Annotated in this window: 9 protein-coding genes and 1 pseudogene; 7 read left to right on the forward strand and 3 right to left on the reverse strand. The window is 65.7% G+C overall.

The features are described 5' to 3' along the window. Window positions 1–12 precede the first annotated feature (12 nt). Window positions 13–4,347, forward strand: a complete 4,335-nt coding sequence (locus EEB12_RS31040) for an alpha-(1->3)-arabinofuranosyltransferase (RefSeq protein ID WP_141487883.1) — start codon at window positions 13–15, stop codon at window positions 4,345–4,347. A gap of 23 nt (window positions 4,348–4,370) precedes the next feature. On the opposite strand, the pseudogene EEB12_RS10040 reads toward EEB12_RS31040, so the two are convergent. Next, window positions 4,371–5,420, reverse strand: a pseudogene (locus EEB12_RS10040) (acyltransferase family protein); the annotation flags it as partial. Between the two features lie 216 nt (window positions 5,421–5,636). Here EEB12_RS10040 and EEB12_RS10045 point away from each other — a divergent pair. Both EEB12_RS10045 and EEB12_RS10050 read left to right on the forward strand, forming a co-directional pair. Continuing rightward, window positions 5,637–6,770: a DUF3068 domain-containing protein gene (locus tag EEB12_RS10045; protein WP_019747133.1), complete on the forward strand. Its 1,134-nt coding sequence runs from the start codon at window positions 5,637–5,639 to the stop codon at window positions 6,768–6,770. 169 nt (window positions 6,771–6,939) lie between these two features. Further along, window positions 6,940–7,896 carry an ABC transporter substrate-binding protein gene (locus EEB12_RS10050; protein WP_029254588.1) on the forward strand — a complete coding sequence of 319 codons (957 nt, stop codon included), beginning with the start codon at window positions 6,940–6,942 and terminating at the stop codon, window positions 7,894–7,896. Here the strand turns inward: EEB12_RS10050 and EEB12_RS10055 are convergent. Further along, window positions 7,877–9,103 carry a lipopolysaccharide biosynthesis protein gene (locus EEB12_RS10055; protein ID WP_031331334.1) on the reverse strand — a complete coding sequence of 409 codons (1,227 nt, stop codon included), beginning with the start codon at window positions 9,101–9,103 and terminating at the stop codon, window positions 7,877–7,879. The genes EEB12_RS10050 and EEB12_RS10055 overlap by 20 nt on opposite strands. Window positions 9,104–9,136: 33 nt before the next feature. Here EEB12_RS10055 and EEB12_RS10060 point away from each other — a divergent pair, with 33 nt between their 5' ends. Next, window positions 9,137–10,876 (forward strand): hypothetical protein, encoded by a 1,740-nt coding sequence (locus EEB12_RS10060; protein WP_141487715.1) that lies wholly within the window; start codon window positions 9,137–9,139, stop codon window positions 10,874–10,876. On the opposite strand, the gene EEB12_RS10065 is transcribed toward EEB12_RS10060, so the two are convergent. Then, window positions 10,823–12,037, reverse strand: coding sequence for a glycosyltransferase family 4 protein (locus EEB12_RS10065; protein ID WP_019747129.1), 1,215 nt, complete (start codon window positions 12,035–12,037; stop codon window positions 10,823–10,825). The two genes, EEB12_RS10060 and EEB12_RS10065, sit on opposite strands and share 54 nt — an antisense overlap. A 173-nt stretch (window positions 12,038–12,210) precedes the next feature. On the opposite strand from EEB12_RS10065, the gene EEB12_RS10070 reads away from it, so the two are divergent. From EEB12_RS10070 to EEB12_RS10080, 3 genes are all read left to right on the forward strand, one after another. Continuing rightward, window positions 12,211–12,981 carry a class I SAM-dependent methyltransferase gene (locus tag EEB12_RS10070; RefSeq protein ID WP_003945692.1) on the forward strand — a complete coding sequence of 257 codons (771 nt, stop codon included), beginning with the start codon at window positions 12,211–12,213 and terminating at the stop codon, window positions 12,979–12,981. A 4-nt stretch (window positions 12,982–12,985) separates the two neighbouring features. Then, on the forward strand, window positions 12,986–13,873 hold the full coding sequence (locus EEB12_RS10075) for an ROK family protein (RefSeq protein ID WP_141487716.1): 888 nt from the start codon (window positions 12,986–12,988) through the stop codon (window positions 13,871–13,873). 139 nt (window positions 13,874–14,012) lie between these two features. Continuing rightward, window positions 14,013–15,200: a phosphotransferase family protein gene (locus EEB12_RS10080; protein WP_029254583.1), complete on the forward strand. Its 1,188-nt coding sequence runs from the start codon at window positions 14,013–14,015 to the stop codon at window positions 15,198–15,200. The last annotated feature ends 1 nt before the right edge of the window (window position 15,201 follow it).

Below are 15,201 nucleotides of genomic sequence, written 5' to 3' on the forward strand. Positions count from 1 at the left end.
GCCGACGCAGCGGTGTCTTCGGTAGACACCGCCCCGTCGGCAGAGCCCCTGTCGAAGCGGTGGCTGTTCGGCGCCTCCGTCGTAGCGTTTCTTCTCACTTTTCTGCAATCGCCGGGTCTGATCACCGCTGACACCAAGTACGACCTGACGCAGAATCCGTTCGGTTTTCTCGAACGCGCGTCGCATCAGTGGAGTAGTCAGGCCCCGCTCGGCCAGGTTCAGAACCAGGCCTACGGATATTTCTTTCCGCACGGGCCGTTCTTCGCGCTCGGCGAGTTGGCGAACGTTCCGCCGTGGATCACCCAGCGCATCTGGTGGGCGCTGCTTCTGATCGCAGGATTCTGGGGCATCATCCGAGTTGCCGAGGCTCTCGGTATCGGCAGCCGTAGTTCGCGCGTCATCGCAGCGGTTGCCTTTGTTCTTTCTCCCCGCGTGCTGACCACGCTCGGTTCGATTTCCTCGGAAACCCTGCCGATGATGTTGGCGCCGTGGGTGTTGTTGCCGGTGATTTTGGCCTTCGGCCCTGTGCGTGGAAAAGGAGTCCCTGGACTCCCTAACCACTCACGGGGGTTGAGGCGGTTAGCCGCACAATCCGCGCTTGCCGTCGCGCTCATGGGTTCGATCAATGCCGTCGCCACCGCCGCGGCCTGCCTGGTCGCGATCATCTGGTGGCTCTCGCACAAACCCAACCGAACATGGCTGACGTTCACCGCGTGGTGGGCGCTGTTCGTCGCTCTCGGCACGCTCTGGTGGATCGTGCCGCTGCTTCTGCTCGGCAAGATCAGCCCACCGTTCCTCGACTACATCGAGTCCGCCGGTGTCACCACGCAATGGGCGTCGCTGGCCGAGATACTTCGCGGCACGGACAGTTGGACCCCGTTCGTCTCCCCCGAACGCATTGCCGGCGCCGTCCTGGTCACCCAGCCCGCAGCAGTTGTCGCCACCGGTCTGGTTGCCGCCGCCGGCCTCGCCGGGCTCTGCATGCGGTCCATGCCTGCTCGCGGCCGGCTGACGCTCATCCTGTTCGTCGGTATCACCGGCCTGGCCGCGGGATACGTTGGTGAACTCAGCTCACCGGTGTCGGAGTCGGTACGCCTGTTCCTCGACTCGGCGGGCGCTCCGCTGCGCAACGTCCACAAGCTCGAGCCGTTGGTCCGTCTGCCGCTGGTGCTCGGACTCGCACACCTGCTGGCCAAAGTGCCACTACCGGGATCGGTTCCACTCGCCCGATGGCGCCGCGCGTTCGCCCATCCCGAGCGCGAACCGATGGTCGCACTGACCAGCCTGATCCTCGTTGCCCTCACCCTCTCGACTGCCTTGGCCTGGACGGGAAAGCTCGCTCCCCGCGGTGCTTATCCGGACGTTCCCTCGTACTGGAACGAAGCAGCGCAGTGGCTCGAGGACAACACCTCCCCCGGATCGGAAGCCGAACGTGCCCTGGTCGTCCCGGGAGCGCCCTTCGGCAGCCAGGTCTGGGGTCTGACGCGTGACGAACCGCTTCAGGCTTTGGCGAGTACGCCGTGGGCGGTGCGTGACTCGGTCCCGCTGACCCCTCCCGGCGCCATCCGAGCGCTCGATTCGGTGCAACGTCTCATCGCCGACGGACGGCCGTCGGACGGCCTCGCGCAGACCTTGCTTGGGCAGGGCATCCACTACCTGGTGATGCGCAACGACCTCGACGGCGAAACGTCGCGATCGGCCAGGCCGATACTCGTGCACCAGGCGGTCGAAGGCTCGCCGGGGATCGAGCGAGTCGCCCACTTCGGTGAAGACGACAGCCCCGAACAGATCGAAGGGCTGGTCGCGGACAGCGATCTGCGTCCCGGTTACCCGGCCATCGAAATCTTCGAGGTCACCCCGCCCGACGGCACCCCGGCGGTCAGTGGCCCGTACTCCGTCGACCTGAACCAGGTTCCGCGTGTACAAGGTGGGCCGGAATCGTCTGTACGACTTCACGAAAGCGGGCTGGTTCCGGGGACCGGGCCGATGATTCTCGCCGCCGACGCCGAAGCTGCGGGACTGCCCGTCGATTCTGTCACCGTCACCGACACACCGCGCGATCGAGAAACCGATTTCGGTCAGGTCGACAACCACAGTTCCGCCCTTCGCACCCCTGACGACGCTCGTCGTACCTACAATCTGGTGCCCGACTACCCGGTTGCGAACACGCCTCTCGTGGAAGGCCGTTGGAGCGGAGCTTCGATCACCGTTTCCAGCGCCGCCTCCGACGCCACCCAGCTGGGCGGCACTTCACCGTCGAGCAGTCCCGCGTCGACGGTCGACGGCGATCCGGCCACCGGCTGGTTCAGCAACGGCATCGAGCGCGCACTGGGCCAGTGGTTGCAGATCGACTTCGACACACCGATTTCCAGTGGGTTGCTTCATCTGACCACCAGTGCCGCGGCAATCGGAGCTCCCGTCAAATGGCTCGAGGTCTCGACACCGAACGGCAGCACGGCGGTGAAGGTGGAGCGTCCCGGTGAGCCCATCACCGTCTCGATCCCGGGCGGCAACACGCCGTGGGTACGCGTCACAGCGACTCACACCGAAAACGGATCTCCTGGAACACAGTTCGGCATCAGCGAACTCTCCGTCGAAGACTTCTCCGATCGCAGCGCGCCGAAGACCGTACCGATCCGTTTCGACACAGTCCTGCCGAGCACGCCGACGGGCACATCTGTGAACGCGTGGAACCTGAGCCAGGAGTTCCCCGGCCGCAACGCCTGCGCCGACTCGACGGACCGCGTGCGGTGCAGCAATGCATTCATGGCGATACCGGAAGAGCCGAGCCGCTTCCAGCGCACGCTCACGGTGGCCGAAAACACAGTCGTTGCACCGACACTGACTGTCCGAGCGCGTCAGGGCAACGCTCTCGAAGACCTGCTTTCCGTCCCCGGCCGAATCACGGCTTCGGGTTCGAGCGACATCGGCGACACACGCGGATCTGCCTTCGCTGCCACCGACGGCGACGCACGCACCACGTGGTCGGCGCCGCAGAGCACCACAGAACCGGGCGGCCCGAAACCGACGCTGACTCTCAATCTTCCCGAGCCCACCCTGGTCACCGGCCTGGACATCACCCGGGGACTTGGCACTCTGCCGTCGCTGCCGACCAGTGTCGCGGTGAATCTCGGCAACGGGCCGCAGGTGCGAGAGCTGCCCGAACCCTCGGACGACACGCCTCGAACCAGTCGAGTTACCCTCGCCCCCTTCGTCACCGACAAGATCGTCCTGAGCATCACCGATTGGGAACCGGTCCTCGATCAGACGGCGCTCGGCTTCGCCCAGGCGCAGCCCACCGGCCTCGCCGAGGTCGGCGTCGTCGGTGCCGACGGAACCCCGATCGCCGGTTCCGGAGTGCAGGGCGCAGAATCATTCGACAACCGCACCGTCACCGTCACCTGTGGCGACGGCCCGACCATTTCGGTTGCCGGACAGCAATTCCCCACCTCGATCACGGCGACGGCGACGCAACTTCGGACCGGCGCACCCGTCGAGGCACGTGTGTGCGGTTTGGACGCTTCGGCGACTTTGCCGGCGGGACAGCCTGAAGTGGTCGTCGAACCAGGCCCCGCGTTCTCGGTCGACAATCTCGATCTGACGGCGGTCGGTCCTTCAGCCGCGCAACGGAATACACCGCTCGAATCGACCGCGTGGACGGCGAATCACCGCGAACTCACCGTCACGAGCTCGTCCGCCGATCAGCTGATCGTCAATCCCGAGAGCACCAGCGTCGGTTGGATCGCCACGGGGCCGGACGGTTCCGAGCTGACGCCGGTGGTCGTGAACGGTTGGCAGCAGGGCTGGATCGTGCCGGCAGGCACCGCGGGAACCGTCACCATCGACTTCCCCAGCGACCGTTGGTACCGCCTCGGCATCTTCGGCGGGCTCGTGTTGCTGATCCCGCTGTTGTTCGCGGCTCTTGTCCCCACGCGCCGAGAGCCCAAGCCCCTCACACCACCCCGACCGTGGCGCAGCGTCGCGGCAGGATGGGTGGGCATGCTCGCGGCGGCCACCGTCATCGGCGGCGGAGTGGGAGCGGCGATCGCAGTTGTGTGCTCGATCCTCGGACTTGCCGCGCTGCGAATCTTCGGCCCGGCTCGGACCGCACGCATTCTCGTCGGCACCGCCGGCGTGGCCGCGATGATCGGCATCACGCTGCTCTCGACCGGACCGTGGCGGGCGCCGGGCGGCTATGTGGGCGACTCGTTCGCGATTCAGTTCTCGATGTTGGTGGCCTTGGTCGTGACCGGGTTGGCCGCGTTGCCCTTCGCCGGTTCACCGATGTGGCGGCGCTTCTCCCACCGCGTGACCGCGACGCGCGCCGGTTCCTCCACCAAGGCGTAACCGGCCGAGGCCACAGCGACGCTCAGGACGACCGTGAGGGCCAGGACGTAGAAGAAGCTGCCCGAGAACGGAACTATGCCGAATACGGGGAACACAGCGTTCAGTACGGCCAGGTGCCAGATGAACAGGCCGTAGGACCAGCGTCCGATTGCCAGCGCCAAAGGACTGGCCAGGAACCGATGCTGCGATTGATCGCGCAGAACCAGTGGCGCGATCAGCGAGAAGCTGATGATCGCACCGAGTGCAATCTTGATCGCGTACTGCCACGGCTCAGGCCGCACCAGACCTTCGGGCCCGGCCAGATCAGTGCACGAGAGAACGAAGGCGATAAAGGCAATCAGGGTCAGGAGTACCCGACGGTGCGCGAGGCGATGCACCCATGTCGACGGGCCCACTGCCAGCTCGGCCAGCACCATGCCGGCGCCGAACCACGGCAGGTAGCCCGGCAACCAGTTGTCGTGGTGGATAGCGTCCGGCGTCGGAATCGGAATGAATGCCCACGTCAAGGCCAAGACCGACACCCCGAGCAGAAGCGGCAGCCGGAACCGGACCGAGTTTCCTCGTAGTCGGACCATCAGATACGCGAAAAGCGGCAGCAGAACATAGAACGCCACCTCGACCGACAGGCTCCACATCTGCGTGAGGCCCTCGGTGAGTGTCAACGGCACGAAGACCTGCGCCAACCCGAGATTCGCCAACCACACTTGGTAGCCCCCGCCGGCACCGGGCAGGAACAGCAGGATCAGGACCACTGCCACCCAGTACGCCGGCAGAATGCGCGTCGCGCGGGAGATCCAGTACCGGACGGTCGACTGCGGCTGCCCGATTCCGCGAGCCTTTGCCGCGTGGGGGCGCCACAGGAGAAATCCGGACAAGGCAAAGAACACCGCTACGGCGAGATCGAGTCGACCGAACGCGCGCCCGATCGCACCGGACTGCGCTTCACCGGTCTGGAACGCGACATGGGTGACGAGGACGCCGAGCGCGGCCAATCCACGCATACCGTCCAAAGCCGGAACGAAGCCCCGAGCCTGTGGCGGGACCGTCTGAGAGGAATTCGTGGAACTGATCATCACGGATAAGTGTGCACCCCAGGCCGATTGAGGGAAACCACCAGGGACTCACAACAAAATGCCTGGCCAATTCATGCCCTCATGCGACAAACCGGGCCGGTGGACTGTTAGTGTTCTGCCACACATGGTGTCCATCGGGGGCCCCATGCGATCTGCGCAGCTCATATTGTGCCGGTTGGGGAACCTCGAAAGACTTAACGGGTTAGGAGTCACAGCATGGCGGAACGCTCAGGGCCGAGCCGGATACTTCCTTGCATTCTGGTGGGCCTCGGTGCCTTCCTTTTGGCCATCGCCATCCTCATTCCTACCTACACGGTAGGCAAGCTGGAGAAGACGCCACTCGACCTCGAGGTGACCACCGTCGCCACAGGCACCGGTAGCGTCCTCAACTCGGCGGCCCTCCTCGGCGGAAAGGCACAGGTCGACACCAACGTGCCGATCGTCGCTCAGCGCTACGTCACCACGCAGGACCCGTCCGACGCCGACATCATCACCGTCGAAGCCGGCCAGACGGTCCGTCGTACCGACAAGCAGGGCGATACCGGACTGCTGACCGCAACCCTGGACCGCGTCACGCTCGATCGCGTCAGCTCGATGCCGACCAACGATCCGGTCGGAACCGTCCAGACGTCCAGCGACCAGCCCGCCGAAGAAGTTTCCCGCGACGGTCTGCAGTACAAGTTCCCGTTCAACACGGAACAGAAGAGCTACCCCTACTTCGACCTGAACGCTCGCGCCACGAAGGACATCGACTTCGTCGAAGAGACCGAGATCAACGGTCTGAAGGTGTACCACTTCCAGCAGACGATCGATCCCGTCGACCTGTCGAAGGTCGTCAACTCCCCCACCAACAAGCTGAGCCTTCCCGCTGACACCTGGGGCGTTCCCGGCGGCGCAACCCCGATCACGATGACGCGTTGGTACACCAACGTCCGTGACCTGTGGGTCGAGCCCAAGACCGGTGTCGTCGTCAAGGGCCAGGAGCAGTTGCACCAGTACTACGGCCGCAACAAGGATGCCGTCGACGTCGAGGTTCTCAAGGTCACGCTGCCCTTCGATGAGGCGACCATCGAGTACCAGGTCCAGCAGGCGCGTGACGGCATGGACAAGCTCTCGCTGTTCGGCCGCACCGTCCCGATCGTGGCAGGTGTCCTCGGAGTCATCGCGCTGATCGCCGGTATCTTCCTCGGCCTTCGCGGCGGCAAGGGCGGAACTCCGGCCCGCGCTGCACACGGCGGAACGAACCAAAATCCCAGCGGCCAGGGTTCGCCCGAGCCGGCTCCGGGTGAGCACGACTGGACCTCGGACGACACTCAGGTGATCCCGCGTCCGGATCTGCGCAAGGACTGATTCAGGCAGTAAGCAGAGCGCCCCTTCCACACGGAAGGGGCGCTCTGCTGCATTTCGGGACTTTGTTGCCGGATCGGCGTACGGATTGGCGCAACGGGTCGTTCCCTCCGGGTGGTCGCGGGCTTAGCGTTTTCTGGAAGTCCAGACCACGCCGAACACGAGGAGCCACATGCCCGCATCAACAGTTCTGGGTTCGCACATCTGTGTCAGCGATCTGACACGTCGGAGATTTGTTGTCGGCAGTGCTGCATTCTCCGGGCTGTTCGCCGCCGGTTGCGCAAGGTCCGCCGGTACCGAGGGCGATGCGTCCGGGATGCGCACGGTCACGACCTCGCTCGGAACCTACGACATTCCGGTGACACCGAAGCGCGTCGTCGCCATCGACTCCCGACTCGACCTCGAACCAGCCGTTGCGATGGGCCTGCCGGTCATCGCGTACAGCTTCGACGCCGCCGAGCCGTGGGTTCCAGCCGATCCCACGGCGCAGGTGTTCGAGGCACCGGTCAACGTCGAGGCAATTCTCGCGCTGGAACCGGACCTGATCATCTGCACCGACATCGGTGAGGCCTCCGACATGTGGCCGCTGCAGCAGTTGAGCCAGACGGCTCCTGTGCTTCCGATGGACTTCACCCGTCCGTGGCGCGAGAACATCGATCAGTTGGCGAGTTGGCTGGATCGCACCGAGAACCCCGAAGTCCGTCAGGTCATCGGAGCGTACGAGGACAAGGCAGCCGGATTGAAGGAACGCCACGCCCGGAGTTTGGCGAGCAAGCAGATCGTGCTGCTGAACTACGTGAATCAGAAGGTCAACGGCGTCAACCGAAAGGGCATCTCCACGCAGGTGGCCGAAGACCTCGGCGTCCAGCTCCAGTGGCCGGTCGAGGGACAGAAGGAGATCTCCACCGAAAATCTGGTGACTTCCCTCGACTCGGCCGACGGAATGATCGTCACCACCGCGCCCGGCGTGGATCCCGTCACCGACGACCGCGCGATGTGGAACCGTATCCGCGCAGTACAAGGCGACAACGTCGTCTACACGGGCGGGAACATCAACTACGGATCCGTCTACACCGCGATGCGTACGCTCGACTACTTCGACGATTTGTTCACGCGTCTGGAGAACTGACGTCGCTGTGAGGTGCCGGCCGGGCGCGGTCGGCACTTCGCACTGCGGCGACGGACACCGCCAAGGCCGTCGTCGACGCCACCACCACGGCGACGCCGATCAACTCTCCCGGCGTCTTCGCCCACACCAGCATGACCGTCGCCTCCACAACCAGTCCTGCCCACGCCAGAAGGGCCACTCGCGTGCGTTCTGACGCGATTGCGGACAGCAAAGCACCCTGGAGTACCGCCAGCGCTGCACCGTGCAGGGCGAAGGCCCACAGCATCGGAGCCACGGCGGCGTACGCGTCGCCCACGAGCATCGGCACCAGCGGGCCGGCAACCGCCGCCCCCAGAACCAACACGGCGCCGATACCGACGAGCACCGCCAACGCCGAGCGAACCGCTTGCGCCGAGTGCGCCGGATTCGCCATCTTCGGGTACAGCACTACGCCCACTGCCTGTGGCAGCCAGAACGCCACCTTCGTCGCGACGGCTCCGAGTGCGTAGACACCGGCGTCGTACTCGCTGAGGACGACGCGGACGATCAGCAGGTCCAGCGAAGACAACGCGATCAGCGCGAGCTGAACCTGCGACGCCGCGAGCACGGAGACGACGCCGATACGCACCGCACGGTCCTCGCTCACCGAGACGGTTCGGTCGACCACTCGAACTATCGCCACCAGCAACGCAGTTCCGGCCGCGCCCGCGACCAATGCCGCGCCTGCCCCGCCACCGAAAGCCAGAACGATCACTGCCGGAAGGACTTTCATCACCCCGGCTCCGGCCAGCACGGCGCTGAGAGTGCCGAATCGACCGTGACCCTGCAACAACCCCTGCTCCGTTGCCAGTAGAACCAACATGGGCGCGGTCACCAATGCCGAGAACGACGCCACGATTCCGGTGTCGAGCAGCCACGCCATCGCCGGAGCGAGCGCAACCGCGAGGACGGCGACGATCGCGGTGCATCGATACCCCAACGACCGCAACGCATCTGTGCTCTTGCCACGCACCGCCTCGCGGGCGACCACCGTCTGCAACGCCAAAGCCGGAACCGCAAGTACCAACTGGGCGGCAAGCAGACTCGCGAACTCGCCGTAGCCGACCGGACCCAACCATCGGCTGGCCAACCATGCCAACAGGTACGACGCGACATTGGCCGTCATCGATCCCACCAAAACCATGCCGACCCCGGCCGCGGCGGCGCGATCGAGTGGTTGGCGAGGCATGGCAGTAATGATGCACCACGTATCGTGCGCGTCATGACAGTGCAAGCCGGATACCGCCGTTACCTGCCTGCGGCGTACAGCCTGGCGCTGGCACTGTTGATCCTCGGACCGCTGCTCGGCCCCGGCTACCTCCTGCTGCGCGACGCCGTCAGCACGCCGCGCTCGTACCTGACCGACTCCGCCCTCGGACTCACCGACGCCGCGGCCCGCGCCGTTCCCCAGGACGCGCTGATCGCAGCGTTGAGCACCGTGATCGACGGCGGACTGGTGGTCAAGTTCATCCTGCTCGTGGCGCTCTGGCTCGCCGGTTGGGGTGCGGCGCGCATGGTCGCCGTCCTGCTGCCGACGGCCGGTCTCGGTCCACAACTGGTCGCGTCGACGGTGATGCTCTGGAACCCCTACGTGGCCGAGCGCCTGTTACAAGGACATTGGAGCCTGCTGACCGGTTATGCCGCACTGCCGTGGATCGTGTGTGCCGGAATCGGAGTTCGCCGAGCCACGCCCGGGTTCTGGTGGGCGTTGGCCGCGTCACTGGCATTCGCGGGCCTGACACCTACCGGCGCTCTGCTCGCTCTGACGGCCGCGCTGGTGGTGGTAGCCACCCCCGGAGGCCGAACCTCGGCCATGCGGCGTGTCTGCGGCGCTATCGGGCTGTTCCTCGTCGCCGCCTCGCCGTGGTTGGTCGCCACCTTCGTATCCGGAGCAGCAGGCGACGGTTCCGATCCAGCGGGAGTCGCCGCCTTTGCCGCCCGAGCAGAACCCGGACTCGCGACGCTCGGCAGCCTCGCCGGGCTCGGCGGTATCTGGAACTCGGCAGCGGTACCGTCCACGCGCACAACACTCTTCGCGTTGGTCGGAACAGTTCTTCTGCTTGTCGTGGTGTTTGCCGGTGTGCCCGCTCTATGGCGCCGACGCCGTAACCCCGTTGTCAGTGGACTCGGCGCGCTGGCCCTGTTCGCGGTGCTCGCTCCGACCCTGGGCGCTACCCCGTGGGGGCTCGACGTCGGCCGATGGTCGGTCGAGGTGTTCACCGGCGCCGGTCTACTGCGTGACGCCCAGAAGTGGGTCGCGCTGGCCGTACCGTTCTACGCACTCGCTGCCGCCGCCGCGGTGATGTGGGCGGGCAATCGGTTCTCCCTTCCCCGCCCGACATTCTCGATCGCCGCCGTCGTGGTGACGATCGTGGCGCTACCGGATCTGGTGTGGGGTGTCGGCGGCGCGTTGAAGCCCGTGCACTATCCCGGGTCCTGGACCGTGGTGGCCGAGCAACTACGAGACGAAACCGGTGACGTTGCAGTGCTTCCCGCCGGGATGTTCCGCGCCTTCCCCTACAGCGGTGATGCGCCGGTACTCGATCCAGCACCACGCTTCCTACCCCTCGACGTGCTGCAGACCGGCCAACTGGTGGTTGCCGGTGGTGCTGTCGGCGGTGAAGGAACCCGGGCCACCCAGGTCGAGGATGTGCTGCTTGCCGGCGGGAGTCCTACGCAGTTGGCCGATCTCGGAGTCGGATGGGTACTGATCGAGCGTGAGACACCAGGCCAGCTCGGCAAGGCGGCAGCGACACTCGACGGGTTGGAACAGGTCTTTGCCGACAACGATCTCGAGCTCTACCGGGTACCGGGAGATGTTGCCGCGCAGGAAGCGTCGACCGGTGCCCGAACTGCCGTCATCGCTGCGCATCTCGCCTGGATACTGATGGGCGTGATCGCGCTGATCTCAGTCGGACTGAACCAGAACCGAATTCGACTCGCGAGGCGCGGCCAGTCCTGAGACCCACCGACCGTCCTTGTGCGCGGTCAGCACCTCGAGCACTCCGGTGCCGGTCTGCTCCCAGGAGAACTCGCCCGACCACACCCGAGCTTTCTCACCGAGCACCGTGCGGAGTTCGTGGTCGCGGAGCAGGGTGCCTGCCGCCTGCGTCAGATCAGCGATGTCGCCGTCGCCGGCGTGCTCACCGCCGACCAACAGCCCGGTCACTCCGTCGACGATCGAATCGGTCAAGCCCTTGGAACTGCGGTAACCGATCGTCGGAACACCGTGCTGCGCAGCCTCGATGACCGCCAGGCCCCACCCTTCCTTCCGCGAAGGCATGAGGTGAATCCACGACTGCGCAAGGAGTTCATGTTTACGAGCCTCGTCGACGTGACCGTAGAACGAGACGGCGTCACCGATTCCCAACTCGGCGGCGCGATCTCGCAGGTTCTGCTCCCACCAACCACCACCGATGACGTCGAGATGGATGTCCGGAAGCGTCGGACGCAGGGCTGCGACGGCCTCGAGTGCGTCCTCGATCTGCTTGTGCGGCACCAGCCGTGAGAGAACCGAGATGGTGGGACGCTCGGCCCTGGTGATCGATCCACCCGCGTCGACGCCGACGGGGAGCCGATCGGCACCGTTGCGCACCACGGCAATTCGTTCGCGCTCGACACCGAGGTCCACCAATTCTTCGGCCGAAGGAAGCGACACCGTCAGATACTGACTACGTCGATGGGTGCGCGGTGACAATCGCGATTCGACCCACCAGCCGATCCGGCCGACGAGCTTGCCTGCCACCGGCCATTGTTCACGATGGCAGTGATGGACCAGAAGCGTGACCGGCGCACCCGCCACGGTCTTCGAGAAGAAGGGGATGCCGTTCTGGGTGTCGATCACCGCGTCGGGGCGAATGCCCTTGAGCGATCCGAAACCCAGACGTCCGGCGGCAATGGCGGCCAGAGCGCGGGGGTACACGCTGAAACGTCCACCGGCCCGGCTGATCGTGATGCCGTCTCGAACCTCCGACGCGGGCGCCCCGGGGTACGACGCCGTCCGCAGCGTCACCTTGATACCGCGCTCGGCCAACTGGGATCCGACCTGCTCGAGGTAACGCTCGCTTCCACCGCCCTGGGGATGCCCGGTATCGCGCCAGCAGAGCAACAGAACCTCGCGCACGTGCGTTACTCCCTGAGTTGGTCGGTGGCCACCCCGGTTCGGGCGATCCTGCGGGATGCCCCGCCTGACCGGCCGGTAACCCTGCCGAACACCCTAACTGTTCGAGCGTCCGTATTGCCGCGCTCCTGACGGTGTTCGTGGACCGTGCGACCCAGTGGCTAAAGTTGCTACCCGTGACCAAGCCCGCAGTGACCCGCATTTTCGGCCGACGGGCAACCCTGAAACGCTCGTTCGGCCTGCTCAGCGACTTCCGCCACGAGCAGTCCGCGCCCGACATCTTCTACGGCGCGCTTGCGCGCGACTCCGTCGAGTTGATCTCGGACCTGCACGAAGGTCACACCGGACGATCCCTCGACGGTCTCACTGTCCTCGACGTCGGCGGTGGTCCGGGCTATTTCGCGGAGGTCTTTCAAGCCGCAGGTGCCCGCTACATTCCCGTCGAACCCGATCCGTCGGAGATGCACGCCGCGGGTCTGACCGTGGGCGGCGCGGTGCGTGGATCCGGTTTGGCACTGCCGTTCCTGGACTCGTCCGTGGACATCTGCTTCTCCTCCAACGTGGCCGAACACGTCAGCGAGCCCTGGCTGATGGCCGAGGAAATGCTGCGCGTGACCAAGCCCGGCGGCTTGATGGTTCTCTCGTACACCCTGTGGTGGGGTCCGTTCGGCGGCCACGAAACCGGACCGTGGCACGCGCTGGGAGGCGAGTACGCAGCCAAGCGGTACCTCCGCAAGACCGGACGCGAACCGAAGAACAGATTCGGGGTGTCGTTGTTCAAAGTCGGCGCCACCGACGGCCTACGCTGGGCCCGTGGAACCAGCCAGGGCACGTTGCTCGCCGCGATCCCGCGCTACCACCCGTCGTGGGCGTGGTGGATGGTCCGAGTCCCCGGTCTTCGGGAGTTCCTGGTGAGCAACCTCGTCGTGGTTCTCGAGAAGCGATAGCGACATGCGCCTCGCACTCGACATCGGTGGCACCAAGATGGCGGCCGGCGTCGTGTCCGAGGACGGCCGCGTTCCCGTGTTCGACAGTGTGCCGACGCCGCAGACCGACCCGTGGAGAGAGTGTGCGGCGCTGCTCGAACGAGTCGCAGACGGCCGCGACGTCGACGGTGTGGGCATCGCGTGCGCCGGGCCGGTGGACACCGTCGCCGGCGTCGTAGCTCCCATCAACGTCACCGAGTGGGCACAGGGATTCGAGCTGGTAGCGGGCGTCCGCAGCGTCTTTCCCGATGCCGGAACCGCCCTCGCCATGGACGGAGCCGCAGCGGCATTGGCGGAGTTCCACCACGGCGCCGGACGCGGAACCCCGAACCTCCTGAGCCTGGTCGTCTCGACGGGAATCGGCGGAGGAATCGTCCTCGGCGGTGAGATTGCTCGGGGTCGCACGGGGAACGCCGGTCACATCGGCCACCTCGTCGCTCCAGGATCTTCCGAACCGTGCAGCTGCGGGGGCGTCGGCTGCCTCGAGACGGTGGCCAGTGGACCGTCCGCGGTGCGATGGGCTCGTAGCCAGGGCTGGTCGGGAAACACCGGCCGTGAACTAGCCGAGGGTGCACGCAGCGGCGACGCGATCGCCGTGGACGCGCTTCACCGCGCAGGGACGGCGCTCGGTGGTGCCATCGCCTCGGCGGCTGCCCTCCTGGACGTGGACCTCGCGGTGATCGGCGGCGGTTTCGCCCAGTCGGGTGCACCGCTGTGGGAACCGATGCTCGACGCGGCTGCCCGACATGCCCGTTTGTCGTTCATCGCCGGGCTCCGGATCGTTCCCGCCGAGCTGGGTGGCGCCGGAACTCTGACCGGTGCGGGTTTGCTCGCGCTCACCGCCGTTATCTGACACGCGTTCTTCCCCGATAAATCCGCAGGGAGTCCCACTAAACGGGTGCCACCTGTTCCCAATTTCTGTAACGTGTTTTAGTGTTCTGACTCACACCGTTACGGGCATTGCACGTGACGCCTACGGGAAGGAGGTGACCGTGAGCCCAGACGCTTCCTCATCTGACGTTGCCTCGACTGCTTCTTCGACCGATGAAACCGAGCATCACGCCCAGGTCGCCCGACCGAGCGATTCCCTCCGCGACACCGAAGACCTCCGTGAGCGCCTGGAACGGTGGATGGCCGGCAAGGTGCCGAGCGGATCCACTGTGACCGTCGCCGACGTCACCTTGCCCGCAGCCAACGGCATGTCCAGCGAAACCATCCTCTTCGACGCCACCTGGGACGGCGATCATCATCCCTTGGTCGCTCGGGTGGCACCGACGGAATCGACCATGCCGGTGTTTCCGACCTACGACCTCGAATCCCAGTTCCGCACCATGGCTCAGGTGCGCGAGCACTCGGCGGTGCCCGTACCCGCGGTGTACTGGTCGGAATCCGACCCGGACGCGTTGGGTGCGCCGTTCTTCGTGATGGAACGAATCTCCGGCGACGTGCCGCCAGACGTCATGCCGTACAACTTCGGATCGTGGGTCACCGAAGCGTCCCCCGAGCAGCGAAAAACCCTCCAGCGCAGCTCGGTCGACGTCCTGGCTCAATTGCACGCCATCGACAAGCCGTGCGAGCGTTTCGACTTCCTCCGACTCCCGAATTCGGGAACGACTGCACGAGACGCATTCACGGCGCACATCGCCGAGCAGCGCGCGTACTACGAGTGGGTGGTCTCCGACGGCATCAGATCACCGCTCATCGAACGTGCCCTCGACTGGATCGAGGAGAACAATCCCGCGGACGATTCTCCGGCGGTGCTCTGTTGGGGCGACTCGCGCATCGGCAACGTCATGTACCAGGACTTCGCGCCGGTAGCCGTACTCGACTGGGAAATGGCAACTCTCGGCCCGCGAGAGATGGATCTGGGCTGGATGGCATTCCTGCACAGGTTCTTCGAGGACATCGCCGGGTTGGCGAACCTACCCGGCCTTCCCGACTTCCTTCGACTGCCGGATCTCGCGCACACCTACGCCGAGATCACCGGCCACACCCCACACGATCTGGAGTTCTACGTTACCTATGCCGCACTGCGTCAGGCGGTCATCATGTGGCGAATCCAGGCCCGCGCCATAGCTTTCGGCCAGTCGCAGCGACCCGAAGACCCCGACGACATGATCATGCACCGCGCTTCGCTCGCCGCGATGCTCGACGGCACCTACTGGGAGAGGTTGGCCTGAC

Source organism: Rhodococcus sp. WS1, from assembly GCF_003797745.1.
In the GTDB taxonomy this organism is placed as follows: domain Bacteria; phylum Actinomycetota; class Actinomycetes; order Mycobacteriales; family Mycobacteriaceae; genus Rhodococcus_F; species Rhodococcus_F erythropolis.

Excerpts from the sequence above, each read along its gene's own strand:
- EEB12_RS10045 (WP_019747133.1), top strand. The coding sequence starts at position 5,637 with ATGGCGGAACGCTCAGGGCCGAGCCGGATACTTCCTTGCATTCTGGTG.
- EEB12_RS10050 (WP_029254588.1), top strand. The coding sequence starts at position 6,940 with ATGCCCGCATCAACAGTTCTGGGTTCGCACATCTGTGTCAGCGATCTG.
- EEB12_RS10055 (WP_031331334.1), bottom strand. The coding sequence starts at position 9,103 with ATGCCTCGCCAACCACTCGATCGCGCCGCCGCGGCCGGGGTCGGCATG.
- EEB12_RS10060 (WP_141487715.1), top strand. The coding sequence starts at position 9,137 with ATGACAGTGCAAGCCGGATACCGCCGTTACCTGCCTGCGGCGTACAGC.
- EEB12_RS10075 (WP_141487716.1), top strand. The coding sequence starts at position 12,986 with ATGCGCCTCGCACTCGACATCGGTGGCACCAAGATGGCGGCCGGCGTC.